Raw genomic sequence first — 26,079 nt, 5'->3', positions numbered from 1 at the left:
ACTGTATGAAACGATTCAATCGCACACGAGGAAGTGACACGATGACATCGACACCGAGCTTCGCCGGCATCGCCGACCAACTGGCACGACAGCAGATCGAGCTGCCCAGCTGGGCCTTCGGCAACTCCGGCACCCGCTTCAAGGTGTTCAGCACGCCGGGCACCCCGCGCGACCCCTACGAGAAGATCGCCGACGCCGCCCAGGTGCACGAGTACACCGGACTGGCCCCGACCGTGGCACTCCACATCCCGTGGGACCTCGTCGACGACTTCGCCGACCTCAAGCGCCACGCCGAAGAGCACGGGGTGTCGCTCGGCACCGTCAACTCGAACACGTTCCAGGACGACGACTACAAGTTCGGCGCCCTCACCCACACGGACGCGAGCATCCGGCAGAAGGCGATCGACCACCACCTGCGCTGCATCGACGTGATGGACGCCACCGGCAGCCGTGACCTGAAGATCTGGCTCGCCGAGGGCTCGAACTACCCCGGCCAGGCCGACATGCGTGAGCGTCAGGACCGCCTGCACGAGTCGCTCAGCACGATCTACGACCGCCTCGGCGCCGACCAGCGGCTGGTGCTCGAGTACAAGTTCTTCGAGCCGTCGTTCTACCACACGGACGTCCCCGACTGGGGCACGAGCTACGTGCAGACCGCGGCACTCGGGCCGAAGGCGATGGTCTGCCTCGACACCGGCCACCACGCCCCCGGCACGAACATCGAGTTCATCGTGATGCAGCTGCTGCGCCTCGGCAAGCTCGGCTCCTTCGACTTCAACTCGCGCTTCTACGCCGACGACGACCTGATCGTCGGGGCAGCGGACCCGTTCCAGCTGTTCCGGATCCTGGTCGAGGTCATCCGCGGTGGCGGGTACGACAACCCCGACGTCGCGTTCATGCTCGACCAGTGCCACAACGTCGAGGACAAGATCCCCGGCCAGATCCGCTCGGTGCTCAACGTGCAGGAGATGACGGCCCGCGCGCTGCTCCTGGACCGCGTCGCCCTGACCGCCGCGCAAGAGGCGCACGACGTCCTCGGCGCGAACGAGGTCTTCATGGACGCGTACCAGACCGACGTCCGGAAGGACCTGGCCGAGTGGCGCGAATCCCGCGGGCTGCCGGCGAACCCGATGCGCGCGTACCTGGAGTCGGGCTACCAGCAGTCCATCGCCGAGGACCGCGTCGGCGGCGTCCAGGCCGGCTGGGGCGCGTAGGACCATGACGAACACAGTGGAGGCACGGGTGGACCCCGACGCGCACGGCACCGACGCAGACACCACGATCAGTGCCCTCATCGCACGTTCCAACGCGCTCGGCTCGGATCCGCGGATCACGAACTACGCGGGCGGGAACACGTCCGCCAAGGGCACCGACACCGACCCCGTCACGGGCGAACCGGTCGAGCTGCTCTGGGTGAAGGGCTCCGGGGGTGACCTCGGCACCCTGACCCCGGCGGGCCTCGCGGTCCTGCGCGTCGACCGCGTCCGCGCCCTGCGACAGGTCTACCCGGGCGTCGAGCGCGAGGACGAGATGGTCGCCGCGTTCGACCACTGCCTGTTCGGTCGTGGCGGTGCCGCACCGAGCATCGACACCGCGATGCACGCACTCGTCGACGCCGCGCACGTCGACCACCTGCACCCCGACGCCGGCATCGCGATCGCCACGGCGGCGGACGGTCCGGCCCTGACCGAGCGGATCTTCGGCGACCGGGTCGTCTGGGTGCCGTGGCGCCGACCCGGGTTCCAGCTCGGCCTCGACATCGCTGGCGTCAAGCGTGACCACCCGCAGGCGATCGGCACGATCCTGGGCGGCCACGGCATCACCGCGTGGGGGGAGACGAGCGACGAGGCGCAAGGCAACTCCCGCTGGATCATCGACACCGCCGAGCGGTACCTCGCGGAGCACGGCAAGGCGGACCCGTTCGGTGGCCGCCGAGCGGGGTTCGGAGCACTGCCGGCCGACGAACGTCGCGTCCGCGCCGCCGCCCTCGCCCCGACGATCCGCGGCATCGCCGGGCACGACAAGCCGGTCGTCGGGCACTTCACCGACAGCGACGTCGTGCTCGAGTTCCTGGCGAGCGAGCGCGCCGAAGCACTCGCGGCCCTCGGCACCAGCTGTCCGGACCACTTCCTGCGCACCAAGGTCGAGCCGCTCATCCTCGACCTGCCCGCAACGGCCTCCGTCGAGGAGCAGACCGCGCGCCTGCACGAACTGCACGAGCAGTACCGCACGGACTACCAGGCCTACTACGACCGGCACGCGACGCCGGACTCCCCCGCGATCCGCGGCGCCGACCCGCTCATCGTGCTGGTGCCCGGCGTCGGGATGTTCTCGTACGGCAAGGACGCGCAGACCGCCCGCGTCGCCGGCGAGTTCTACGTGAACGCGATCAACGTCATGCGCGGCGCAGAGTCGGTCAGCACCTACGCCCCCATCGACGAGGCCGAGAAGTTCCGCATCGAGTACTGGGCCCTCGAAGAGGCGAAGCTGCAGCGGATGCCCGCGCCCAAGAAGCTCGCGACGCGCATCGCCCTGGTCACCGGCGCCGCGAGCGGCATCGGCAAGGCGATCGCGAAGCGCCTGGCAGCCGAGGGTGCCGCCGTCGTCATCGCCGACCTCGACCTCGAGAAGGCCACCGCTGCGGCCGCCGAGATCGGCGGCCCCGACCAGGCCATCGGCGTCGCCGCGAACGTGACGGACGCCGCCGCGATCGACCAGGCGATCCAGCAGACCCTGCTGCACTTCGGCGGCCTCGACCTCGTCGTCAACAACGCGGGTCTGTCGCTGTCCAAGAGCCTGCTCGAGACCACCGAGCAGGACTGGGACCTGCAGCACGACGTGATGGCGAGGGGGTCGTTCCTGGTGTCGAAGGCCGCCGCGAAGGTGCTCATCGAGCAGGGCCTGGGCGGCGACATCGTCTACATCTCGTCGAAGAACTCGGTGTTCGCCGGGCCGAACAACATCGCGTACTCCGCCACGAAGGCCGACCAGGCCCACCAGGTGCGGCTGCTCGCGGCCGAGCTCGGGGAGCACGGCGTGCGCGTCAACGGCATCAACCCCGACGGGGTCGTGCGCGGCTCCGGCATCTTCGCGAGCGGTTGGGGCGCCAACCGCGCCAAGACGTACGGCATCGAGGAGCAGGACCTCGGCGAGTTCTACGCGCAGCGCACGATCCTGAAGCGCGAGGTCGTGCCCGAGAACGTCGCGAACGCCGTCTACGCCATCTGCACCGACGACTTCTCGCACACCACCGGCCTGCACGTGCCCGTCGACGCCGGCGTCGCCGCGGCCTTCCTGCGGTAGCGACGACCGACGACCAACGAGCGACGACCAACGAACCGAGCAGGAGCACGGCATGCACACCAGCGGCAGCGTCGCCGCGGTCGACCTCGGGGCCACCAGCGGCCGGGTGATCGTCGGCCACGTCGACCCCGACCGGGTCTGGATGGACCAGGTCGCCCGGTTCCCGAACGGCCCCGTCACCCTGCACGAGGGCGACGTCGACACCGGCCGCGACGCCCTGCACTGGGACGTCGTCGAGCTGTACCGACAGGTGACCGAGGGGCTCCGGCGTGCGTTCGCCGAGCACCCCGCGATCGCCAGCATCGGCATCGACTCGTGGGCGGTCGACTACGGCCTGCTCCGCGACGGCCGACTGCTCGGGCTGCCGTCGCACTACCGCGACGACCGGCACCAGGGCGGTGTCGTCCCCGTGCACGACCGGATGGACGCCACCGGGCTGTACGCCCGGAACGGCCTGCAGCACCTACCGTTCAACACCGTGTTCCAGTGGGCCGCCGACCCGTCGCTGCAGCTCGCGCAGCGTGCGCTGCTGGTCCCCGACCTGCTCGGGTACTGGCTGACGGGGGTCGAGGCGGCCGAGCGCACGAACGCCTCGACGACCGGGGCACTGAACGCGACCACTCGTGGGTGGGACCCGGCGGTGCGGGCTGCTGCGGGCCTCCCGGCCGGGCTGCTGCCCACGCTGCGCGACCCGGGCGACCGACTCGGCCCGCTGCTGCCGTCCGTCGTCGAGCTCGTCGGCGGCCGGGCCGACGTGACGCTGGTCGGCTCGCACGACACGGCGAGCGCCGTCGTCGCGGTCCCCGCGACGGAACCGGACTTCGCCTACATCTCGTCGGGCACGTGGTCGCTCGTCGGCGTCGAGCTCGACGCGCCCGTCCTGTCGGACGCGGCGCGACGCGCGAACTGCACGAACGAGGGCGGTGTCGACGGCCGCGTCCGGTTCCTGAAGAACGTGTCCGGGCTGTGGTTGCTGTCGGAGAGCGTCCGCACCTGGGAGCGCGGTGGCGACCACGTCGACCTGGAGGCCCTGCTCGCCTCCGCCGCGGCCGTCACCGCCCCGGTCCCCGTCTTCGACCCCGCGGACGAGTCGTTCACGGCGCCCGGCGACATGCCGGCGCGGATCGCCGCGTGGTGCGCGGCGCACGGCCTGAGCGCCCCCGCGTCGCGCGCGGAGTTCGTCCGGAGCATCCTCGAGTCGCTCGCCACGGCGTACGCCGAGACCCTGCGCACCATCGCCGACGTGACCGGCAAGGCCATCCGGGTCGTGCACGTCGTGGGCGGCGGCTCGCAGAACCGGCTGCTCTGCCAGCTGACCGCGGACCGGACCGGCCTGCCGGTCGTGGCCGGACCGGTCGAGGCGACCGCACTCGGCAACGTGCTGGTGCAGGCGCGCGCCGCTGGACTCGCTGGCCTCGGAGGGGCTTCACTGGAGGCACTCCGCAGCATCGTCGCACGGAGCGTCGAGCCCGTGCGGTACACCCCGTCGGCGTCGTCGCGCGCCGATCCGGATCGATCCCCCGTCAGGAGCCACGCATGACCACGACCGACGACCAGCACCGGATCGACCCCGCGACCGGGGCACCGGCGCCCGCGACCGGTTCCGCGTCCGCCGCTCGCACGCGGGTCAAGCGGCAGCTGCCGACGGTGCGGGACCTCGCGCCGCTCATGCAGTTCAAGAAGCCTTCGCTGCCGGGTCGGCGTCAGCGGCTCGAACAGGCCTTGACGATCTGGGACCTCCGCGACATCGCCGCCCGCCGCACGCCGAAGGCCGCGTTCGACTACACCGAGGGCGCGGCCGAGGCGGAGATCTCGCTCGCCCGTGCCCGGCAGGCGTTCGAGGACATCGAGTTCACGCCCGCGATCCTGCGGGACGTGTCCCGGGTGGACACCTCGCGCGAGGTGCTCGGGGCGCCGGTGTCGTACCCGTTCGGCATCGCGCCGACGGGCTTCACGCGGATGATGCAGACCGAGGGCGAGCGGGCCGGTGCCCGGGCCGCCGGACGTGCCGGCATCCCGTTCTCGCTCTCCACGATGGGAACCACCGCGATCGAGGACGTCCGCGACGCCAACCCGAACGGACGCAACTGGTTCCAGCTGTACATGTGGAAGGACCGCGAGAAGTCGATGGCGCTGGTCTCCCGCGCCCAGCAGGCCGGGTTCGACACCCTGCTCGTCACGGTGGACGTCCCCGTCGCGGGTGCGCGGCTGCGGGACAAGCGGAACGGGTTCTCGATCCCGCCGCAGCTGAGTGCCCGGACCGTGGTGAACGCGATCCCGAGGCCCTGGTGGTGGTTCGACTTCCTGACCACCGAACCGTTGGCGTTCGCGTCGCTCGACCGCTGGTCCGGCACCGTCGGCGAGCTGCTCGACCACATGTTCGACCCGACGGTCACCTACGAGGACCTCGCCTGGATCCGTGACCAGTGGCAGGGCAAGGTCGTCGTGAAGGGCGTGCAGTCGCTGGCCGACGCCAAGCGCCTGGCGGACCTGGGGGTCGACGGCATCACGCTGTCGAACCACGGGGGCCGGCAGCTGGACCGCGCCCCGGTGCCCTTCCACCTCCTGCCCGCCGTGGTCAAGGAGGTCGGGAAGGACACCGAGGTGCACCTCGACACGGGCATCATGTCCGGCGCCGACATCGTCGCCGCCGTGGCCCTCGGCGCGAGGTTCACGATGGTCGGCCGCGCCTACCTGTACGGGCTGATGGCCGGTGGTGAGGCCGGGGTGGACCGGATGATCCAGATCCTGTCCGAGCAGATCGAGCGGACCATGCGGCTGCTCGGGGTGGCCTCGCTCGACGAACTCGAGCCGGGGCACGTGACGCAGTTGCAGCGGTTGCAGCCGATCCCCCGGGTCTGACCCGTCGGCTCGCCGCGCGTTGCATCGTGCACGTTCGACGGTCGGACACCGGGCGTTCGTCGGTCGATTTCCGTGACGCCCCCCGAACGGGTCACAGATGATGCAAGATGTCCGTGGACGCGTCAACGAAACCCTCGGCATCCGGCCGGCTGGTGCGTCCGTCCCTCCCCGCATCCTGCGCCCGAGCATCCACGAGGAGCCCGACATCTCGACCCGAAGCACGTGCACGCCCTCGCGCGGCACGACCCCACGTCACACGTCCACGACCCCGTCCACCCGAGGGGGCGCCCGATGATCCGCCACCGCGCGATCCTGGCGGTCGCGACCGCCGGTGCCCTGGTCCTCGGCGTCCCCACCGCCGCCTCCGCCCGCACCTGGTGGGGCTGGGACGGCGAACGCCGCTGGCACAACGCCCCGGTGAACCCCACCCCGGCGCCCGCCCCGGACGAGACGGAGACCCCGGCTCCCACCGACGAGTGGACCCCGGTTGCGGAGCCCACGCAGGACTCCGCGCCGATCGAGGACTCCGCCCCCGTCGCCGAGCCCGCACCCGAGGCCGAGCCCGAGCCCGAGTCCGAGGCTGCGCCGGAAGCGGCGCCCGAAGCGGGTGCCTCCCCCGCGGACCTCTCCGCGATCGCACCGGACGCCTCGTTCGTCGAGGACTTCACCGAGGACGCCGTCACCGGGCTGGTCTCGTCGCTCTACCCGCAGTCGTGGCAGGCCTACCCCGACGGCACCTCGGGCATCTACGCGCCGAGCAAGACGGTGTCGGTGCACGACGGCGTGATGGACGTCGCCCTCGGCACCGGTGCCGGAGCGGCCGGCACCTTCGGCTCCTCCGACGGTGCCTGGGACCACGTCGGTGGCTCCTTCGCGGTCCGCGCGAAGGCGACCGGTGGCGACGGCAACGGTGCGGCCTTCATGCTGTGGCCGACGTCGAACGTCTGGGCCGACGGCGAGATCGACTTCCCCGAGGGCAACTTCGAGGACAGCCCCTCGGTGTTCCACCACTCGATGACCCCGGGCAAGGAAGCGGAGCGCGTCCGGCTCGGCACCGGCGTCTCGTGGCGCGACTGGCACACCTACAAGATCGACTGGGTCCCCGGCGAGTCCGTGACGTACAGCGTCGACGGCAAGGTCCTCGGCACGATCACGCACGACGTGCCGACGACCCCGCACCGCTTCATGTTCCAGGTCGGCAACTGGGGCGAGAAGGGCAACCTGCTCATCGACTGGGTCTCGACGACCGAGTAGCGTCCGCAGGTCCGCACCACGTACGGACGGGAGGCCCGGTGCCAGCTTGCACCGGGCCTCCCGTCCGTCTGCGTGGTGACCTTCCTGGCGGCACCGCGGAGCCTGTGGGCTAGCGCTCCTCGTCGACGAGCGCGATGAAACGGCTGCCGATGCCCTCGACCTCGCGACGCGTCAGGCCGGCGGTGGGCTCGGGCGCCTGGTAGGGGGCGTGGTAGTCGCACATCAGGTAGTCCCACTCGGGCCACCACTTCTTCGGGCGTGCTTCTTCGTCGAAGCCGCAGACCACGCACTCCAGGCGCGTCCAGACCTTCTTGGTGCCGGTGCGGTTGGCGCGGGACTGCACGAGCCAGGCGGGCGGGTCCTGCTCGATCGCGTCGAGCTCGGCTTCGCTCAGGCGCGACGGGATGCCGTGGCGGGTCGCCATCTCGAGGGGGATGTCGAGCCGGACGGCGGCTTCGCGGCGGGAGAGCATCCGTCCAGGGTAGGTCCTGCTCACCGCCACCTCGAACTGCGATGGCGGGAAACCGCCAGCGACCGCTCCCGCGCCTGGCGAGACTGGCTCGGAGCTCGCGACCGCCGCGAAGCCCGACCGAGAGCCGAGCGCCGTGCACCACACCCCCATCGACCCCGCGATCCTGTACTTCGGCACGCCCGTGGCGCTGCTGAGCACCGTCGCCGAGGACGACACCACGAACACCGCCCCCATGTCGTCGATCTTCTGGCTCGGGCAGACCGCCGTCCTCGGGATGGGAAGCCGTTCGCAGACCGCTCGGAACCTGCTCGCCACCGGGGAGTGCGTCATCAACCTCCCGTCCGCCGATCTGGTGACCGCGGTGGACGCACTCGCCCTCACGACCGGACGATCCCCCGTTCCCGCGGGCAAGGCGCACGTCCGGTACCGCCACGAGCCGGAGAAGCTCCGCCTCGCCGGGCTCCACGGCCGCCCGGGCGACACCGTCCGTGCGGAACGGATCGACGAGTGCCCGGTCAACCTCGAAGCGCACGTCGTGCACACGCGACCGCTCACATCCGACGACGACACCTTCGTCTTCGAAGCCGCGATCAGCCGCGTCCACGTGCACGACTCCATCCGGATGGCGGAGACCGCGAACCGGATCGATCCCGCGCTGTGGCGTCCGCTCATCATGAGCTTCCAGCGGTTCTACGGCCTCGGCGGCGAGCTCCACCCCTCGCGGCTCGCTGGCATCGACGAGGAGTGGTACCGGTAGCGAGCGGCCTCCGACCGCGGACTTTCCTCGAGCGGGCGGTCCGTGTATGGTCTCGATCACTGAGGTAAAAGGCGCCGCGATCTGCGACGCACCCGCACGCGGCATCGAACGAGTCGCCACTTCTTCCCTCGAAGGAGTGCGCCATCGTGTCCCCCAGTCCCGCTCGCACCACCGGGCACGTGCCCGGCGGCGGTTCGTCTCCTCGTCTGCGCGACGCCTGGATCGCCCTCGCCGGGCTCTCCGCGGTGTTCCTGTTCGAGATGCTCGACAACTCCGTGCTCAACGTCGCCCTGCCGACGATCGGCCGTGACCTGGGCTCGTCGACGACGGGCCTGCAATGGGTCTCAGGTGCCTACTCGGTCGCCTTCGGAGGGCTCATGCTGCTCTTCGGCGCGGTCGCCGACCGCATCGGCCGCCGACGGGTGATGCTCGCCGGGCTCGTCCTGCTGGCCCTGGCGAGTCTCGCCACGGCGGTGGTCACGTCGACCGAGCAACTGATCGCCGTGCGGGTCGCGATGGGCGTCGCCGCGGCGATGACGACGCCCGGTTCGATGGCGCTCGCGTTCCGCCTCTTCGACGACGAAGGTCTGCGGGTGCGGGCGCTCACCGTCATCTCGACGGCCGGGCTCGTGGGGCTGGCCGTCGGGCCGACCGTCGGCGGGTTCGTGCTCGCCGTCGCCCCGTGGCAGGTGCTGCTGCTGGCCGACGTGCCGATCGCGGTCCTCGCGCTCGTCGGCATCCGGCTCGGTGTCACCCGCGACGAGGATTCAGGGCTGCGTCGGGATCCGGTCGACGTGGTCGGAGCGCTGCTCGGCACCGTGACCACGGCCGGAGCCCTCGTGGCGCCGACGATCCTGGTCGAGTCCGGAGCCGCTGGCTGGTGGGGGTGGGCCGTCCTCGCCCTCGCCGCCACCTGCGCAGTGGGGTTCGTCGCCCGCGAGCGGACCGCGCGGCACCCGCTGATCGACCTGCACCTGCTCGCCCGCCCACTCGTCTCGAGCGGCCTCGCGTTCAAGGCCGCGTCGGGTCTGGCCGTCGCCGGACTGTCGTACCTCGTGACCCTGCAGCTGCAGTTCGCCTGGGGCTGGCCGCCGGCCCTGGCGGCGGTCGGGACGCTGCCGCAGGTGGTCGTGCTGCTCGTCGGCGGCCGCTTCGTCGGGCCGTTCGTGCAGCGGGTCGGCCTGGGCCGCGCCGCCTGGACGAGCGTCGTCTCGGTCGTCTCCGGTCTCGCGGTCTTCGGCGCCCTGAGCCGGTACGGGTACCCGTGGGTGCTCGTCGCGCTCGTGCTCGTCGCCGCCGGCATGCGGGTCGTCGGCGTCGTCGCCGGCGCGTCGGTCCTCACGGGGCTGCCCGCGGACCGCACCTCCGTCGGAGCGGCGCTCGTCGACACTTCGAGCGAGCTCGCGGGCGGTGCCGCCGTCGCCGCGGCGGGGACCATCGTTGCCGCTTTCGTCGCCGGGAGCATCACCACGACCACCTGGACCGCCGCCCGGCTCGAGCGCTTCCAGGACGCCCTCACCGTCGCCGGGCTCGGCCTCGCCGCGGTTGCAGCACTGCTCGTCGTGGTCGGCATGCTCCGAGCCCGGCCCGCCGTCGAACCGCGAGGCGCGGCGCCGGCCGAACCCGCCGACACCACCCCTGCACACACCGACCCGATCACCATCACCGAGGAGACCTCCCGTGCCTGACACCATCGCCCTCCCCCGCCCGCCGTTCGACCCCGAGTTCGTGCCCTTCCTCACCGCCATGGACGCGCGCGGCCGCTTCCACCTCACAGCCGAGATGCTCCCGCAGATGCGACAGCTGGACACGACGGAGGCGCAGCTCGACGAAGGACTGCGTGCTCGCGGCCTCGAGCGGAGCAGCGTCACGATCCCGGGGTTCGGCGGCGACCCGATCGACCTCGCCGTGATCCAGCGCCTCGGCCGCACCGGCACGGCTGCGCTGGCCTACGCGATCCACGGCGGCGGCATGATGTTCGGTCACCACCTCGGCAACCTCGACTCCTACGACGAGTGGCTCCTGGTGCACGACGTCGTCCTGGTCAGCCCCGACTACCGCCTGGCGCCGGAACACCCGGACCCCTACCCGGTCGAGGACTGCTACGCCGGTCTCGTCTGGGCAGCCGAGCACGCCGACGAACTCGGCATCGACCCGGAGCGCATCGTGCTCGTGGGGCAGAGCGCCGGTGCCGGTCTCGCTGCCGGCACGGCCCTCCTCGCACGCGACCGGCAGGGGCCGAGCGTCATCGGCCAGGTGCTCGTGAGTCCCATGCTCGACGACCGCGACGCGACCCTGTCGGCTCGGCAGTTCGACGGTGTCGGAGTCGCCGACCGGGAGATGACACGGTTCGGCTGGGACGCCTACCTCGGTGACCGGCGGGGTGGCGAGGACGTGTCCGTCTACGCCGCACCCGGCCGCGCGACCGACCTCAGCGGGCTCCCGCCCGCGTACATCGACTGCGGCAGCACCGAGGTGTTCCGCGACGAGACCGTCGCCTACGCCAGCTCGCTGTGGGCGGCAGGGGTCCAGGCGGAACTACACGTGTGGCCGGGAGCGTTCCACGGATCGACGAGCATGATGCCCGACGCGACGCTGTCGCAGCGGGCCGTGCGGGCCCTGCGCGAGTTCACCGGTCGCCTCCTCAGGCCGGCCGTGTGACGCCGGCTCCGGCACGAGCGCACCGGGGCGCTCGTGCCGGACCCGGGTCGCAACATCGGCTAGATCCGGTCCAGGGACGCCATCGCGACGACGATCGGCCACGCCTCGCCGTCGAGCTGCACGTACCGCAGCCCGCGCGGCAGAGCTCGTCCGTCATCGGACGCGACGACGACTCCCTGCAGCCCGACGAGGTGCCCGGACCCCCGGCTGTAGTGGACACGATCACCGACGACGGGCATGACGATGGTGTCCGCCGCCAGCTCCTCTGCAGCGAGTTCGACGAGAAGAGGCCAGGACTCCGTGAGCACCTCGGCGAGCTGTGCCTCGAACCCGCCGCGTTCGTCGAGCTCTTCGTCGCGTCGCTCGAGATCCGCGATCCCGGCGGCCGGCAGGGATCGCGGGCCGATCGTGCGCGTGGATCCGCATCCGAGCGGGACACTCCTGCTGCTGAGGAAGAGCCCCATGCGCGCCACACCGAGCTGCAACGGGACTGGCTCAGCACGGACTCGGCGGAGCCCGAGATGCTCCTTGAACGCGAGGGCACCAGGCCGTCGCTCGTCACCGTTGTCCATCGGGTCGCCTTCGGGTCGGCTTCTCGCAGCCTCGGGTCAGGCTGTTCCCGGACCGTACTGCCGGACAGTCAGCCCACACGACGGTTCCTCACCGATCTTGCGGTATCCAGCAACGCCGATTCGGAGTTCGCGCCGGCGCTGCCGCCGTTGGTTCCGACCTGGGCCTCCTCAGCGGGCGGGCCCCTCTTCGTCCCGGCGGGCTCTTCGCCGCAGCGCCCGACGGACCCCCGTGAGCACGGCGCCGCACACGACCGTGACGACGATGCCGATGGCCGTCCCGCCGGCCGATCCGCTTCCGTGGTTCGACCATGGCAGCCCGAGAGCCGGCTGGAGTGCGGGGCCGGACGCCGCTCGTCGCCCGTGAGCCGAACTCCCGACATCACTAGTTGCCCATTGGTAATTTGCCCAATGGGCAAATTTGTTCTACGTTGGCGTCATGACAGACGAGGTCTCGTTCCGTGAGCAGAAGAAGGCAGCGATCCGTGACGCGTTGAGCGTGACGACAGTGCTGCTCGCCCGGGAGCGGGGGCTCGACAACATCCGTGTCGAGGACATCGTCAGCGAGGTCGGGGTGTCGAGGCGGACGTTCGGGAACTACTTCTCGAGCAAGGAAGACGCGATCGCGGACCGCCACGTGCAACGCGTGCGCACGGCGGCCGTCGATCTACTGCAGCGGCCACGCGCGGAGCCGCTGTGGACTGCCGTCACGGAGGCGCTGCTCGCTCCGTACGAGGCGGAAGAGACGACGACCCCCTCACAGGAGGAGCAGAGCGGACTGCTCGCAGTGCTGTCGACTCCAGGCATGCAGTCCGCCGTCGACCGAGGTGCCCGCGCAGCGAACGCCGTGTTCACGGCCGCCATCGCGACCCGCAGTGACGCAGCACCGGATGACCCCGTGCCTGGTCTGGTGTCCGCCGCGGCGCTGTCGATCTTGTTGACGACGCTGGAGGCCTGGGCGGCGCGCGCAGAGCCGCAACCACTGCAGCCGTTCCTGCGAGATGCGTTCCGACTCCTCGGCGACGGTTTCGACCAGCTCCGCTGACCACGCACTCCACGAACATCGTCAGGAAGAAGATCGTCATGTACGACGTCGTCATCGTCGGAGGCGGACCCGTGGGCGTCTTCGCCGCCTGCGAGCTGAAGCTCGCGGGTGCGAACCCCCTCGTCGTCGAACGCCTCCCCGAGATCAACCAGTGGGACAAAGCGCACGGCTTGACCGGACAGGTCGTCCGGCTCCTCGACCACCGCGGCTTGTTCGAGCGGTGCGCCGGGACGTCCGTTCCGGCGCCTGCGCCGCGCTTCTTCTTCGGAGCACTGCCCCTTCCGCTCCATGTGCTCGGCGACCACAACCCGATGTACCTGCTCCACATCAACCAGCGCGACCTCGAGCGCGTACTCAACGACCGCGCAGCAGAACTCGGTGTCGAGATCCGTCGCGGCGTCGAGATGCGCTCCTTCACCCAACACGACGACTCCGTCACCGTCGACGTCGTCGACGTCGCGACCGGAGCTGCGAGCACCGTGTCGGCGCAGTACCTCGTGGGCAGTGACGGGGCGCGAAGCACTGTTCGGAAGCGCTCCGGTATCGGCTTCCCTGGCAACACCGACCACCACATCGTGGACCGCACAGCCCTGATCGCACCAACTGCGCAGCTGACGCCCGCCGGCCCCGGGAACGTGCACGTCGCGGGTCTGGGAGAGATCGCCGAGAGCTTCCACCGCACTGAGACCGGCGTCGTCACCATCGCCCTCCGTGACCCGGCGCACCCGCTGGTCTACACCGCGGAATGGGAGGACCAGCCTGACCGCAGCTTCCCCGGTGAGGGAGCAGCCATGACATTGACCGAGATGGAGGACAGCCTGGAGCGCGTCCTCGGCGTCCGCCTCGACCTCGACGCGCCGGCCGCCGACGAGCCGACGTTGCTGCGCCGGCTGACTGGTCGGAACACACGCGTCGCTGACCGCTACCGCGACCGGCGGGTCTTCCTCCTCGGCGATGCCGCACACGTGCACTCCGCCGCAGGCGGACCCGGCCTGAACCTCGCACTCCAGGACGCGGCGAACCTCGCCTGGAAACTCGCCGCCGCCCTCCACGGCTGGGCTCCCGCGGGGTTGCTCGACACCTACGAAACCGAGCGCCGCCCACTCGGACAACGCGTCTTCATGCAGACCCAGGCGCAGACCGCGCTCATGGCGCCCGGCTCGGACGTCACCGCCCTCCGCGACCTCTTCGCCGAGATGCTCGCAGACACGACCACCGTGCAGCGCATCGGAGACCTCCTCGCCGGGTCGGACGTTCGCTACGACATGGGTTGCATGGACCCCGACGGTCCCACCGGACGGTTCGCGCCGTCGACGACGGTCGAGCTCGTCGACGGGGCCGTCCGCAGGATCCCGGAACTGCTCCGCACCGCCCGTCCGATCCTGCTCGACGCGACGGGCGGACACCACGACACCATCGCCCCGTGGAACGACCGCATCGACCACGTGCCGCTGGCCACGACGCGCGAACAGACCTCGATGCTGATCCGTCCCGACGGATTCGTCGCCTGGTCACACACCGACCCCGCCTCCCTCACAGAGGCACTCTCCGCCTGGTTCGGAACACCCGAACACGGCTGTACCGGAAAGGAGTAACGCGTGAACCTCGACGTGATCGGAGCCGCGATCGTCTCGATCAGCGGCGCGCTCTTCGCGACCGCTTCGATCTGGTGCCTGGTCGGTCTGTTCCTCAGAACACGAGCAGTGCCTGAGCTCCCAGCAGCTTCCAGAGCCCACCTGTTCACGTCGGCATCGACGATCTTCGCCGGGCTCGTGGTCCACATCATCGGCTTCTTCCCCGAAGCCTTCATGCTGATCTACGGAGGCGCGACGTCGATGCTCGTCGCCGCCTTCTTCGCACGTACGACGGAACAGCCCGCTCCCGGCCGGGTCGCGGGACCAGCACTACTCACGGCGGGCGGGATCGTCGCGCTCACCATCGGGCTGCTCATCTGACCGCTGAACAGTCCCATGCGGACGAAAGGACGTGGATCGCCTCCGCCCGAGCGGACTTGCAACGCTCAATCGTCACTGGCGACGAGGAGCGTCAGCACACCGTGCTTCCTGGACACGGCGACGAACTCGATGAATCCCGCCGCTCCGACGACCCCTCCCCACTCGTGGAGAGCACCGGCTCCGAGGTCTGGAAGCTCCCAGACATCCGAGCCCCCGGCCTCGATCGCCCGTGTCTCCGCCCCGATTGCCGAGAGCAGTTCCGGGGGCAGGTCACCCTCTCTCAGGGCCCACGCCCAGATCCGGTCCGCGACTGCTCTGCGCTCGCGACGCTGGAACGCGGGGACCGTGATGTGGGCGAGGAGGTACGGGCCGTGGATCTCTCCTGCTTCCGGCTCCTCCTCGCGCGGTCCCGCGTAGGTGTCCGAGTACCAAGGGTTCCCGATCAGGGCAGCGAGCAGTTCTTCGTCGGAAGCCGTGCGGGCCGCGTCGAATGTGAGGACGTCGATCCAGCGGAAGTCAGCACCGTTCGCCCGGAACGACACGAAGCGCTGCCCGCTGTACCGGAGGGCTGCGCCCTCGGTTGATGCTGTCACCGTCCCCAACCGCCGATCACCGAACGTCAGCGATTCGTTCGTCGAAGCGCCGATCGCCAGAGCCTGAAGCCGGTGGCCAGCAGGAGGGTGCCGAGGACGATGTTGAGGACCACGAGCAACACGTCGAGGTCCGGACGACTCAGACGCACGATGGACGTCGCGATGAAGACCAGTCCGGACACGATGGCGGCGGTGCCCAACACCTTCGCGCTCACGACGTCCACGTGCCGAACCTACTGCTTCCACGCGCCGAGGGATCGACCGCTGCCCCTCGCCGCGGCGCCTCACTCGTCATCGTCGTGTTCCGCGCGAAGGGCCCGCCGGCCCGCGATCCGCCGGACGAGCTTCCGCAGGAAGACGAGCCCGCCCGGAAGTCCAGGAGCGACGGACGGGAGGCCCGGTGCCAGCTGGCACCGGGCCTCCCGTCCGTCTGGTGGTCGCGTCGACGACGCGACCAGATCCGCCGTTGGAGTGTCAGCGCGATCCGACGATCGCGGCCTTGGTCTGGTCACGCAGGTACGCGATGCCGGCCGCGTTCGGGTGGAGTGCACCGAAGAGGATCCGGTACTTCGTCCCGGACAGCGGTGCGCTGTCGGCGGCGGTGCCGTGGTCGGTCAGGGTGAGTCCCGAGATCCATGCGGAACCCGACGCTGCACAGGGCGTGTGCGCGGCAGAACCCCGCAGCGTCGAGACGTAGGTGAACCCACGAGCCTTCGCCGCAGCCTTGACCGCTCCGTCGAGCGCGTTCTGCGTGCGGTGGAAGTAGGCGGTGTCGGTGGCGGTGAAGGGGAACGCGTTCTGCGGGAACGGCGGTTCGAGTCCGGAATCACCGAGGAGGCTCGAGAAGCATCCCTTCGGGGACCGTGCCGAGCTCGGCGCGATCATCGGGTAGCCGACGACGAACACCTTCGCCCGCGGGGCGCGCTGCGCGATCACGCGGAACGTCGACGCGAGCCGAGGTGCGACGACGGTGCGGATGCGCGCTGCGAGACGATCCCGTTCGACGCCGTGCACGACCGGTGCGTAGTAGTCCTTGCAGTGGTCGTAGGTCTTGCCGTGGATCTCCGAGAACACCGGACCGTCCTTGGTGAGCGCGAGGCAGTTCGCGATGAGATCGGTAAACCCGAGGTCGTTGCCGCCGATCGACACGGTGACGAGGTCCGTGTCCTTCGACAGCGCATCGGCCTGGACGGGTGCGGTTCCACGTCCGGCACCGGTCGACTGTGGCAACCGGGTGATGTTGTCGGTGGTGGCGCCGGTGCAGGTCCGGTCGTCGAGTCGCAGCCCCAGGGAGGCTGCGACCTGGTGGGGGTAGTCGGTCGTGGACTGGAGACAGCCGACCGCAGGGGTCGCACTGTAGGGGGCCACCCCGAAGCCCGCCGCGTACGAGTCCCCGAGGGCGACGTAGTCCGTCCGGCCGGGCGACGAGGACACTGCGACCGCAGACCCGACGGGCGCTGCACCGTCGGTGGTCGCCGCGGAGACAGGCCCGGCCGTCCCGACCGCGAGCGATGCCACCGTCAGGACGCCACTGGTGATCAGCAGGGCACCGGTTCGGCGGAGGCGAGGAGTGTGACGCATGGAGCGGTTCCTTCCAGAGGGCCTGTTCGCCAGACGATCGTCTGACAAGTAGACGGTAGGCCGGTGGAGCACCTCGCACCATGAGAGGGCCACAAGGTGCGGAGGACGCACTCCGGGCGCCGCTGTCCGTGGGCACGGAGCGTCATCCGGTCTGCACGGCCGTCGGGCTCACCTCGCGACCGATTGCACAACATCTCTTGTGCATGTACGGTCGTCCCGTGACCCACGGACGGATCGACGACCCCGCCCAGATGCGCGCCCTCGCCCACCCGACGCGGCTGCGCATCCTCGGCCTGCTGCGCGCGAACGGCGCGCAGACCGCTGCGACCATCGGCGAGGTGATCGATGAGGCTCCGGGCACGATCAGCTACCACTGCACCCGGCTGGCTGCCGCGGGCTTCATCGAACCCGCTCCGGACGCTGGCACGGACCGCCGCGAGCGCTGGTGGCGAGCCGCGCACGACGCCTCCGTCTGGGAGCTCGCCGACGCGTTGGACGACCCGGAGCGGCTGCTCGCCACGAACGCCCTCGACCACGCCGTCGCCCGCGTGTACGCCGCGAACTACGAAGCCTTCGTCGACCATGCACCGACGTTCGGCCGCGAATGGGTGGCAGCGTCCTCGAGCGCAGACCGCGTGCTCCGGCTCACGGCAGCCGAGCTCCAGGACATGGGTGAGGAACTCCGCGGGGTCGTGGAACGCTGGGCCGACGTGGCCGCCGTCCACCGCACCGGCGACGGGTCCGAGCAGGTCTTCGTGCTGAACCAGGCGTACCGATGGCCGCGCGGTTGAGCCCCCGCGCGCAACTGCGCGCACTGCTCGCGGTGCAGGTGGTGTCGCGCATCGGGAACGTCGTCACCACCATCACCGTGCCGTTCGCCGTCCTCACGCGTGGCGGGTCCGCGACCGACGTCGGCATCGCCGCGTTCATGGCGACGGTGCCGATCGTGCTCGGTGGCCCGTTCGGTGGGGCTCTCGTGGAGCGGGTGGGCTTCGTCCGCTCCAGCGTCGCATCCGACGTGATCAGCGGGCTCACCCTGCTCGCGATGCCGGTGCTCGCCTGGACCGTCGGTCTGCCGTTCTGGGCACTCCTCGCGCTCGTCTTCGTCAGCGGCCTCTTCGACACCCCCGGCGAGTCCGCGCGACGTGTGCTCCTCCCGGGGCTCGCGACGGCGGCGGATGTCCCGCTCGAACGCGCCGTCGGCCACTTCGAGGCTTCTTCACGGCTGTCGGTGCTGATCGGTGCGCCACTCGGGGGAACCCTGGTCGCCGTCCTCGGTCCGATGCCGGCTCTCGCCTGCGTGGCGATCGCCTTCGGGGCGTCCGCGCTGCTCATGGCACTCACGGTCCGCGGTGCGGCGGCACCGGTCGAGTCCGCCGAACCCGTGGAGTCGCAAGGGTACTGGCGCGACATCGCCGACGGGTTCCGGTTCTGCGTCCGCGACCCACTGTTCCGGCTCGTCGTCGCGCTGGTGCTCGTGACGAACCTGCTCGACGCCGCACGCTCGACGACACTCCTGCCGCTCTACGCCGACGAGCAGCTGGGTGGCGCGCAGGCACTGGGGCTCGTCACCGGCGTCTTCGGGGGCGCAGCGTTCCTCGGCTCCGTCGCCTTCGGGTACGTGGCACACCGCGTGCCGCGGCGGGTGGTCTTCGCCCTGTGCTTCGTGCTCGCCGGCGGGCCGTCCCTCGTGGTCCCGGCGCTCGGGCTCGGCCTGCCGTGGATGCTCGCGTCCGCCGCGCTCTCCGGTCTCGCGGCAGGTTCGATCAACCCGATCCTCGGCGCCGTGGAGCTCGAGCGCATCCCCGAGCACATGCGTGCGCGGGTGTTCGGACTGCTCGGTGCCGGCGCGTGGGCGGGCATCCCCGTCGGCGGCCTGCTCGCCGGGCTCGCCGCCGACGGGGTCGGGGTCCAGGCCACCTTCGCCGGCATCGCGGTCCTCTACACCGTCGTGACGCTCACACCGTTGCTCGGCGGATCGTGGCGGCTCATGGAGCGCCGCCGGGTCACGGTGTCAGCGGGACCGACGGTTTGACATCCGGTGGTCCGCCCGAGCCGCCGCCTAGGCTGCGGAGGTGGCCAGGCACCGGACGAACACCCGACGAGCGATCGTCGTGACCGTTCTGATCCTGGCTGCCGCGGCCGTCCTGTTCATCGGACTGCGCGCCGCACTGCTGTTCGCGGGGGCGACGGAAGGCGACGTGCCGACGTCGTCGTCGATTCCCCTGCCTGCCGGGAGCAAGGTGGTCCACGAGGACAAGGAGTGCGCATCCGGTGGATGCTGGTCGGTCGTGTCCGTGCAGCCACCGACGGGGGTGAGCCCGTCCGAACTGTCGACAGCGTTGGGCACCGAGCCGCTCGCGAGACGGCCCGGGACGCTGTGGGATCCCCGCGTCGTCAACCTGACCTCGGAGGTCCAGGGGGAGCTCCTCGTGGTCCGCGCGGACTACTGGTCCCGCGAAGCCCCGCCCTGACTCGCGTCGGGTCAGCCGCGGTCGCGTGCCATTCCTGCTTCGGTGTTGCGAGTGCCGACAGCCACCCCGTGCGGGGAGGCAGCTTCGATGCGTTCGAGGTCGCTCGTGGTGAGCACGCTCCCTGACCGATCGAGCTACGGAACCGGGCGCTGCACGATCGAACTCTGTCTCCTCGGTTGCGTCGGACTTCCGCCAGGGGTCGAAATCGAGGTGTCCGGGCACATCGAGGTCGCCGAGCGTCCTCCGCGCTGCTTCGTCCTGGGGCAGTTCGGGCACGGCCGGGCCGTCGGTCCAGCCGTGGTGCAACAGGCTCGATCAGATGAGCTGCCCATCCGTCCCGAGGTCACATCGACGGCGCGTCAGCCTTCCCAGGGCCAGTACGTCTGGCAGGTCTCAGGGCCGCCGTTCGTCGACACGCAGACCTGGGTCGGACCCCAGAGCGAGAAGGCGACGAATGCGACCTGCAGCACCGACAGGCTCAGGCCGACGATGAACAGGGCACGGACGCGGCGACGGTCATTCCGGACGCCGGTCAGCAGCGAGCCGAACGCGGCGAGCGGCCCGCCGGCCGGGACCACGAGTCCGAGGACGACGGTCACGGTCATCAGGAGGGCGAATTCGCCTCGGGTCGCGCCGAAGCGTCGCCCGGCGTGCAGTGCAGTCACGGTGGCGAGCTTATTGGCCCGCGGGGCACGCGGATGCTCCCCTCCCGGGCCGACGACCGCGACTCAGCCGTCGCTGCGCTCCCGACGACGCACCTGCAGGGTGCCGATCCCCTGCACGATGCAGAGGACGCCGCTCGCGACGACGACGACCCCGGTCACGACCCGGCCGACGGAGAACCCGCCGAACAGCAGCGGCGCGACCGCGACACCGATGAAGATCGCGCCCATCACGATGACGACGACCGGGTTCTGGGCGACGAAGAACCGGCGGCCACCGTTGGCCTCGGCGATCGCCCGGTCCCGGGCACGAGGGACGGCGTCCGGTGATCGACCCGCGCGGCGATCCGCACGCCGTCGCCGACCGCGCAGGACCAACCACACCGCCGCGCCGATGACGACGGCCGCTCCGATCGCGATCCACTCGACGAGCTGGAAGAACCCGAAGACGATCACCAGGACGAACCCGACCGCGACGCCCACGAACATGTCCGTGGTCATCCGGTCCGTCCGGCCGTCGCCACTCGTGACGTAACCGGGGCGGCGTTCGTACGGGTCGTGCTCGTCCACGGCCGGTTCGTCGGCCCGTTCGGTTCCCATGCTCCGAACCTACCGATAGCGCTGCGGACCCGTCAGCCGACGCGTGCGGCCGGCTGCTCGGCCCGGGCCCCCTGCGCCGGACGCCGCTCGCGCATGATCGCGACCGCCTGGCGGAGCGACAACCCCGGCAGGTAGGTGCGGACGATCGCGACGCCGATCGTGGGCAGCGCGACCGGGTCCGGGTACGCCATCACCAGGGGGTGCAGGTCGGGGCCGAACTTCGCCTTGAAGCGCAGCAGGGAGCGGAACCCGTAGACCGGCTCGAGCGCACCACCGACGACGTCGAGGACCGATTCGACGCCGCTCCGACCGGCACCCTGCGGCTCGGCCGACGACGCGAGCGGGGCGGCGGACAGGCTGAGCCGCTCGGCACCGTCGGCGCGCATCCGGTCGACCGCACTCGCGACCAGGAACTCCATCACACCGTTCGGGGCGTCCGGCGCACGACGCATCACGTCGAGCGTCCACCCGACCACCTGCCCGGCACGGTACGCGGGCAGCCAGCTGGTGACGGCGAGCACCGTGCCGTCCTCACTCAGGGCGACGAGCGCCCGGACGGCGGGGTCGCGCATCTCGTCGATCCCGCCGAGCGTGAACCCCATCTCGGGCAGTTCGCGCTCGGCGACCCACTCCTCCGAGATCGCCTCGATCTGGCGCGTGACCGAGCCGGGCAGCGAGGCCCAGTCCGACCAGAGTGCTGTGGTGCCGGACCGAGCAGCCTTGTTGACGGCCGTGCGGACGTCCTGCTTGCGCTTGCCCGAGGTCGTCCAGGTGCGCGGGTCGAGGTCGGCGTCCTCGGCAACGGGGAGCGTCGTCCAACCGAGTCGTGTGAGTGCCGTGCCGAGCGTGGCGTCGATGCCGTAGAAGACGGGCGTCCACCCGTGGTCGTCCGCGGCCCGGGCGAAGCCCTCGAGTGCCGCGAGCCGCGCGTCCTCGTGTCCGAAGGGGCCGCCGGTCGTCACCGCGACGCTGCCGGTCCGGTGGTAGGCGACACCGGCGCGGCCGTCCTCGGTGAACCAGTACTCGTTGCCGGGCCAGGTGGTCATCCACCCGAAGGTGTCGCCACCGCCCGCGACCAGCAGGGCACGAGCCGCCACCCGGGCGGCGTCCTGCCCGTCGAGGTCGCTGTCCGAGCGTCCGGCCCCGGTCGGCCGGACCGCGGCGATCGCCACGGCGAGCCACAGGAGCGGGCCGGAGGCGCCCACGACGAACCGCAGCGCCGGCTCGGCCTGCGCCAGGTGCGTGGGCAGGGTCACGGGGGCGATCGGACCGAGCACGGCGAGCGCCAGGTGGAGCGGCTCGCGCACGCTGTCGCCCGAAGCCACGGCGACACCGACGACGACGACCGCGAGCACCACGGCCGAGCCCGCGACCGTGATCGCGAAGGTCAGCAGACGTCGCCGGTCGGTCCGGACCGGGAAGTCCGCGCGGCGCAGGACGAGCACCACCGCCGTTGCGACCGGCACCAGCACCGACGCGACGATCGAGAGCGAGACGGCCAGGTGGTCCGACGCCAGGCGCTGCACGACGGCGTGGTGGCGTTCGGGCAGCACGCCGTACGAGACGGCGGTCGCGACGCCGGTGACCAGGTCGACGGTCACGACGAGCCACAGTGCGAACCGGCTGCCGCGTCGGAGACCCACGGCACCGACCGCCAGGACCACGAGCGGCATCACGGCCAGCAGCGAGTGGAACAGGCCGTGCGGGTGCACCGCGGCGAGCGCCCGGACGCAACCGGCGGTCACCCCGGTCACCGAGCAGTGCGGCATCCGCCCGGTCGGCCCGGTGTCGAGCACCACGGCGAGCGGGGCGAGCAGCCCGAACTGGGCACCGGTGACGAGCGCGAGGACGGGACCGACGGCCGACACGGTCACCGCGGCCACCAGCAGCACCCGGGTCTCGCGTGAGGAACTCCGGGTCCAGCCGCTCCGCACCGGTGAGCGTCGCAGCACGCGGCCGAGCACCAGGCCGACGAGCAGGGCGAGCGCCGCGTGCAGGTCGGACGCGTGTCCGGCGTAGAGCAGCAGTGCCGCGACGACGGCGATCGACACCACCCGGATCCGGCGTCGCCACAGCGCGCCGGCGAACGCACTCGCGGTGACGACGGTCCCGACGATCCAGGTCCAGGGGCCGACGTGTCCCAGGTGCACGAGGAAGCCACGGTCCGCCGGGGCGCCGTCGAACAGCTGCAGCAGGGCACCGAGCCCGGTGCCCACCACGGTCGTGACGACCATCGCGAGCAGGGTGCGTCGCCAGCCGAGCAGCCGTTCGGACGCCGCGGTGCACACCACGACGGCGACGAAGGTGACGAGGAACCCGACGACGCTGCTCGTCACCGCGACCACGCCGAGCGGACCCATCGTCCCGCCCAGGGTGTCGGGCGTCCGACCGTCCTTCGTGCCGAGGCACCTGAGCACCACTGCGGCGACGCCGGCGACGATCGTCAGGGCCGAGACGACGCTCGTCAGCGGGTACCGACGGGCTGGCGGCACGAGCCGTCTCGGGTGCGCCCACGCGAGGGCCGCGACCACCGCGCTCACCGGAGGCCCAGGTGCGCGATGACGCCGGGCATCCCCACACGCAGGGCGTAGCGGACGGTGTTCCAGTCATGGGCAGAGCCCTCGGACACGAACAGCCGGGTCCGCATGCCGGCCGCGTCCGCAGCCGTGCGGAGCGCCGTGGTCGAGGCGACGTAGGGCTCGTCCTCGCTGCCGTAGGCGAAGACGGTCAGGTGCCCGGGGTACGGCCCGTGCGCCCGCATGATCGCCCGTGGTGCCGCCGCGGCGTACCGGGAGGCCGAGCCACCGAACCCGTACCGGATGCTGTGCTGGGCGGAACCGTTCAGGGGTGCCAGCTCGCTGGAGATCGCGAAGGTCGTGCCGAACACGTCCGGGTGTGCGGTGGAGAACTGCATGGCACACGTCGCTCCCTGTGAGAACCCGACGATGCCCCAGGCCGAGGGCGCTGCCCCGACGCGCAGGTGCTGCCGGATCCAGTTCGTGGTGTCGGTCATGATGTACGTCGCGGAACGGCCGAGGGACGAGTCGACGCACATCGGGTTCCGGTCCGGCGCCCCGAGTTGATCCGGCGCGACGACGATCGGGGCGAGTCCGTGGTGGGTTTCGGCGAACGCGTCCATCACCGCGCCGAGTCGGCCCGCCTGGAACATGTCGCTCGGCTGCCCGGGTTGCCCGGCCAGGCTGATCACGACCGGCAGGGTCGGCGGTCGCTCGGTCAGGGCGGCCGGCGGCAGGTACACCACCGCCGACCGTGCGTGGAAGTGGGAGACGGTCGAGGGGATGGTGACCGAGAGCACCTTCCCGCGTCGCGGCATGTCGGCGGGCGCCCGCCAGGTGGCCGGGTCGACCACCGGACTGGAGGCGCGCCCCACCCCCGTCTCGTGTCCCAGCGGACCCGACGGGTACGGATCGGTCGTCACGGCCTGCTCGATCGTGCGGTAGGCACCGAAGTCGACGTTGACGCCGAGGACGGCGGCCAGTGCCACCGCCACCGCCGCGAGCACGCCGAGCACACGACGGAGCCAGCCACCCTGGACGACCGTCACGACGAGGAGTCCGACACCGCCGAAGGCAAGAGCGACCCACATCCGGGTGATCGGGGTGAACGACACCCCGTACAGGTCCTGCACGTCCCCGAACCACCACACCGCGACGAGGCCGATCCCGGCGCCGACGGCCACGGCGCCGAGCCGCCAGCCCAGGCCCCGGACCGGATGGCGGGAGCGAGGACCGAACGCCGGCAGGAGCGCGGCGACGGTGAGGAGCCCGGCGGCGACGTCGACCGGGACGAGCACGGACGGCGCGACGACGGCGACGTGGAACAGGGGTCGGAGCAGATCGTGGAACATGGAGCCTCCCGGCGGACGGTGCAATCGTGGCGGCGGCCCGCTGCGAACGGGGCACCGAGGCGCTTCCGGTTCGCACAGTTCCCACCTGTGCGGCTCTCAGACCCCACTCGACCGACACCCAGCGAAGCCTCCGATGCGTGGCGTCGCGGACCGCTCGGTCGCGCGCACCTAGGGTGAACGGGTGACGCACGACGGATCGGTACGGGCTGCACTCGCGGCGGTCGCAGCGGACGGCTGGGGTGACGGTGGGCCGCTCATCGAACCCGGCAGCACCGCCTCGCCACGACGGGCCGCGGTCCTGATGCTCTTCGGTGCGCTCGACCACACGCCGAGCGACCGACCGGCGGCGGCACCCGGGGTCCCCCGCGACCTCGACGTCCTGCTCCTCGCGCGGGCCACGACCCTGCGCGCGCACGCCGGCGAGGTCGCGTTCCCCGGTGGACGCATCGACCCCGGTGACGCGGACGCCGTCGCAGCGGCACTCCGCGAGGCACAGGAGGAGACGGGGCTCGACCCCGCGGGCGTCGAGGTGCTCGGCGCCCTGCCCGCCGTGCCCCTGGCGTTCTCGAACCACCTGGTCCGACCCGTCATCGGCTGGTGGCGCGACCCCTCACCGATCCGCGTCGTCGACGAGCACGAGTCGGCGGCGGTGTTCCGGGTGCCCGTGGCCGACCTGCTCGACCCGGCGAACCGCGGTGTGACCGTGATCCGCCGCGGTGGTCAGGAGTGGCGCGGACCGGCGTTCACCGTCGAGGCCGACGGCGACGAGCACCTGGTGTGGGGCTTCACCGCGATGCTGCTGGATGCACTGTTCGACCGACTCGGCTGGACGGAACCGTGGGACCGCGAGCGGGAGATCCCGCTGCCGAGGTGATGCGCCGGATCCGCGTCAGCGTCCGGTCGCCCGGCGACGGAGCTCCTCGCGCACGACCTCGGCCTTCGCGAGCGCGCGGGGCGTCGTGATCACCGAGAACAGCAGGAACCCGACGAAGAACGCCACCCCGAACCACCACCAGGGCGTCGAGGTCAGGGCGAGCCAGAGCGCGAGCACGATCATGACGCCGAAGACGACCGGTCCGAACCACAGGTTCCGCCGCAGCTGTCGGTGGTGCTCGTCGACCGTGGCGGACCATGTGGCGGGATCGGCGTCCTCGGGCACCTCGCCACGCTTCAGCCCGCGCTGCACGTCCGTCAACTGCGTCGTGCCGCCGGCTCGCCGACGAGCGCGGCTGATCCAGACGCCGAAGAACGCCGTCATCGCGCCGGCGTAGAAGACCGCGCCGATCGCTCGCCCGAGCAGGGACATGTCTCGAGGGGAGACGAACATCCCGATCAGGAACCAGAGTCCGCCCCCGAACAGGAAGAGCACCGGCAACAACACGGGCATCGGGAGGGATCGGAGACGGTGCACCATGAGATCCTG

At 71.2% G+C, this 26,079-nt stretch carries 25 protein-coding genes; 15 read left to right on the top strand and 10 right to left on the bottom strand.

The genetic code is table 11. The features are described 5' to 3' along the window. The first annotated feature begins 41 nt into the window (after positions 1-41). The 5 genes from rhaI to Q9R26_RS01825 all read left to right on the top strand — a co-directional run bounded on the left by rhaI (position 42) and on the right by Q9R26_RS01825 (position 7,419). On the top strand, positions 42-1,214 hold the full coding sequence (gene rhaI, locus Q9R26_RS01845; protein ID WP_209133972.1) for an L-rhamnose isomerase: 1,173 nt from the start codon (positions 42-44) through the stop codon (positions 1,212-1,214). 4 nt (positions 1,215-1,218) lie between these two features. Further along, positions 1,219-3,303, top strand: coding sequence for a bifunctional aldolase/short-chain dehydrogenase (locus Q9R26_RS01840; protein WP_311226401.1), 2,085 nt, complete (start codon positions 1,219-1,221; stop codon positions 3,301-3,303). 52 nt (positions 3,304-3,355) lie between these two features. Beyond that, positions 3,356-4,843 carry a rhamnulokinase family protein gene (locus Q9R26_RS01835; protein WP_311226400.1) on the top strand — a complete coding sequence of 496 codons (1,488 nt, stop codon included), beginning with the start codon at positions 3,356-3,358 and terminating at the stop codon, positions 4,841-4,843. Then, positions 4,840-6,165, top strand: coding sequence for an alpha-hydroxy-acid oxidizing protein (locus Q9R26_RS01830; protein ID WP_371830604.1), 1,326 nt, complete (start codon positions 4,840-4,842; stop codon positions 6,163-6,165). Before Q9R26_RS01835 ends, Q9R26_RS01830 begins: the two co-directional genes overlap by 4 nt. 291 nt (positions 6,166-6,456) lie before the next feature. Beyond that, complete coding sequence (locus Q9R26_RS01825) at positions 6,457-7,419, top strand: glycoside hydrolase family 16 protein (RefSeq protein WP_311226399.1); 963 nt, start codon at positions 6,457-6,459, stop codon at positions 7,417-7,419. A gap of 109 nt (positions 7,420-7,528) precedes the next feature. Here the strand turns inward: Q9R26_RS01825 and Q9R26_RS01820 are convergent, their stop codons facing one another. Continuing rightward, positions 7,529-7,891, bottom strand: a complete 363-nt coding sequence (locus Q9R26_RS01820; protein WP_182064720.1) for a hypothetical protein — start codon at positions 7,889-7,891, stop codon at positions 7,529-7,531. Positions 7,892-8,024: 133 nt separating this feature from the next. On the opposite strand from Q9R26_RS01820, the gene Q9R26_RS01815 reads away from it, so the two are divergent. The 3 genes from Q9R26_RS01815 (at position 8,025) to Q9R26_RS01805 (ending at position 11,309) form a co-directional block, all read left to right on the top strand. After that, entirely contained in the window at positions 8,025-8,648 is a 624-nt protein-coding gene (locus Q9R26_RS01815; RefSeq protein WP_311226398.1) for a flavin reductase family protein, read from the top strand. Positions 8,649-8,794: 146 nt separating this feature from the next. Continuing rightward, complete coding sequence (locus Q9R26_RS01810; protein WP_311226397.1) at positions 8,795-10,336, top strand: MFS transporter; 1,542 nt, start codon at positions 8,795-8,797, stop codon at positions 10,334-10,336. After that, positions 10,329-11,309, top strand: coding sequence for an alpha/beta hydrolase (locus Q9R26_RS01805; RefSeq protein ID WP_311226396.1), 981 nt, complete (start codon positions 10,329-10,331; stop codon positions 11,307-11,309). Before Q9R26_RS01810 ends, Q9R26_RS01805 begins: the two co-directional genes overlap by 8 nt. 59 nt (positions 11,310-11,368) lie before the next feature. Here the strand turns inward: Q9R26_RS01805 and Q9R26_RS01800 are convergent, their stop codons facing one another. Further along, a complete protein-coding gene (locus tag Q9R26_RS01800) occupies positions 11,369-11,881 on the bottom strand; it encodes a hypothetical protein (protein ID WP_311226395.1) in 513 nt (170 codons plus the stop codon). A gap of 436 nt (positions 11,882-12,317) precedes the next feature. On the opposite strand from Q9R26_RS01800, the gene Q9R26_RS01795 reads away from it, so the two are divergent. Genes Q9R26_RS01795 through Q9R26_RS01785 form a run of 3 tightly spaced genes read left to right on the top strand, consistent with a single transcriptional unit; the run spans position 12,318 to position 14,878 of the window. Further along, positions 12,318-12,923 (top strand): TetR family transcriptional regulator, encoded by a 606-nt coding sequence (locus tag Q9R26_RS01795; protein ID WP_311226394.1) that lies wholly within the window; start codon positions 12,318-12,320, stop codon positions 12,921-12,923. Between the two features lie 38 nt (positions 12,924-12,961). Then, the gene (locus tag Q9R26_RS01790; protein WP_311226393.1) at positions 12,962-14,518 is read left to right on the top strand and encodes an FAD-dependent monooxygenase; all 1,557 of its coding nucleotides are present in this window, start codon (positions 12,962-12,964) and stop codon (positions 14,516-14,518) included. Between the two features lie 3 nt (positions 14,519-14,521). Then, on the top strand, positions 14,522-14,878 hold the full coding sequence (locus Q9R26_RS01785; RefSeq protein ID WP_311226392.1) for a hypothetical protein: 357 nt from the start codon (positions 14,522-14,524) through the stop codon (positions 14,876-14,878). A gap of 65 nt (positions 14,879-14,943) precedes the next feature. Here Q9R26_RS01785 and Q9R26_RS01780 read toward each other — a convergent pair whose 3' ends face one another. The 3 genes from Q9R26_RS01780 to Q9R26_RS01770 form a co-directional block, all read right to left on the bottom strand. Further along, positions 14,944-15,420 (bottom strand): hypothetical protein, encoded by a 477-nt coding sequence (locus Q9R26_RS01780; protein WP_311226391.1) that lies wholly within the window; start codon positions 15,418-15,420, stop codon positions 14,944-14,946. Between the two features lie 77 nt (positions 15,421-15,497). After that, on the bottom strand, positions 15,498-15,695 hold the full coding sequence (locus tag Q9R26_RS01775; protein ID WP_182064728.1) for a hypothetical protein: 198 nt from the start codon (positions 15,693-15,695) through the stop codon (positions 15,498-15,500). A 250-nt stretch (positions 15,696-15,945) separates the two neighbouring features. After that, on the bottom strand, positions 15,946-17,052 hold the full coding sequence (locus tag Q9R26_RS01770; protein ID WP_311226390.1) for an SGNH/GDSL hydrolase family protein: 1,107 nt from the start codon (positions 17,050-17,052) through the stop codon (positions 15,946-15,948). 218 nt (positions 17,053-17,270) lie between these two features. On the opposite strand from Q9R26_RS01770, the gene Q9R26_RS01765 reads away from it, so the two are divergent. The 3 genes from Q9R26_RS01765 (at position 17,271) to Q9R26_RS01755 (ending at position 19,526) form a co-directional block, all read left to right on the top strand. Beyond that, positions 17,271-17,843, top strand: coding sequence for a transcriptional regulator (locus Q9R26_RS01765; RefSeq protein ID WP_262138786.1), 573 nt, complete (start codon positions 17,271-17,273; stop codon positions 17,841-17,843). Then, positions 17,828-19,087: an MFS transporter gene (locus Q9R26_RS01760; RefSeq protein WP_311226389.1), complete on the top strand. Its 1,260-nt coding sequence runs from the start codon at positions 17,828-17,830 to the stop codon at positions 19,085-19,087. The genes Q9R26_RS01765 and Q9R26_RS01760 overlap by 16 nt, the downstream gene beginning before the upstream one ends. Before the next feature lie 79 nt (positions 19,088-19,166). Then, entirely contained in the window at positions 19,167-19,526 is a 360-nt protein-coding gene (locus Q9R26_RS01755; protein ID WP_311226388.1) for a hypothetical protein, read from the top strand. Positions 19,527-19,885: 359 nt separating this feature from the next. On the opposite strand, the gene Q9R26_RS01750 is transcribed toward Q9R26_RS01755, so the two are convergent. The 4 genes from Q9R26_RS01750 to Q9R26_RS01735 form a co-directional block, all read right to left on the bottom strand. Beyond that, positions 19,886-20,191 (bottom strand): hypothetical protein, encoded by a 306-nt coding sequence (locus Q9R26_RS01750; RefSeq protein WP_209133980.1) that lies wholly within the window; start codon positions 20,189-20,191, stop codon positions 19,886-19,888. A gap of 63 nt (positions 20,192-20,254) precedes the next feature. Then, the gene (locus tag Q9R26_RS01745) at positions 20,255-20,788 is read right to left on the bottom strand and encodes a hypothetical protein (protein WP_182064734.1); all 534 of its coding nucleotides are present in this window, start codon (positions 20,786-20,788) and stop codon (positions 20,255-20,257) included. A 32-nt stretch (positions 20,789-20,820) separates the two neighbouring features. Further along, entirely contained in the window at positions 20,821-23,319 is a 2,499-nt protein-coding gene (locus tag Q9R26_RS01740; protein ID WP_311226387.1) for a DUF2156 domain-containing protein, read from the bottom strand. Positions 23,320-23,324: 5 nt separating this feature from the next. Further along, positions 23,325-24,656: an alpha/beta hydrolase-fold protein gene (locus tag Q9R26_RS01735; protein WP_311226386.1), complete on the bottom strand. Its 1,332-nt coding sequence runs from the start codon at positions 24,654-24,656 to the stop codon at positions 23,325-23,327. 181 nt (positions 24,657-24,837) lie between these two features. Between Q9R26_RS01735 and Q9R26_RS01730 the strand changes: the two genes are divergently transcribed. Next, positions 24,838-25,530, top strand: coding sequence for an NUDIX hydrolase (locus tag Q9R26_RS01730; protein ID WP_396136810.1), 693 nt, complete (start codon positions 24,838-24,840; stop codon positions 25,528-25,530). Between the two features lie 15 nt (positions 25,531-25,545). On the opposite strand, the gene Q9R26_RS01725 is transcribed toward Q9R26_RS01730, so the two are convergent. Continuing rightward, positions 25,546-26,043 (bottom strand): hypothetical protein, encoded by a 498-nt coding sequence (locus Q9R26_RS01725; RefSeq protein WP_311226385.1) that lies wholly within the window; start codon positions 26,041-26,043, stop codon positions 25,546-25,548. Positions 26,044-26,079: the final 36 nt, after the last annotated feature.

This window comes from Curtobacterium sp. BRB10, from assembly GCF_031844325.1.
In the GTDB taxonomy this organism is placed as follows: domain Bacteria; phylum Actinomycetota; class Actinomycetes; order Actinomycetales; family Microbacteriaceae; genus Curtobacterium; species Curtobacterium poinsettiae_A.
Note: the sequence above shows the minus strand (reverse complement) of the source record. Positions and strands in the feature narration are given on the sequence as shown.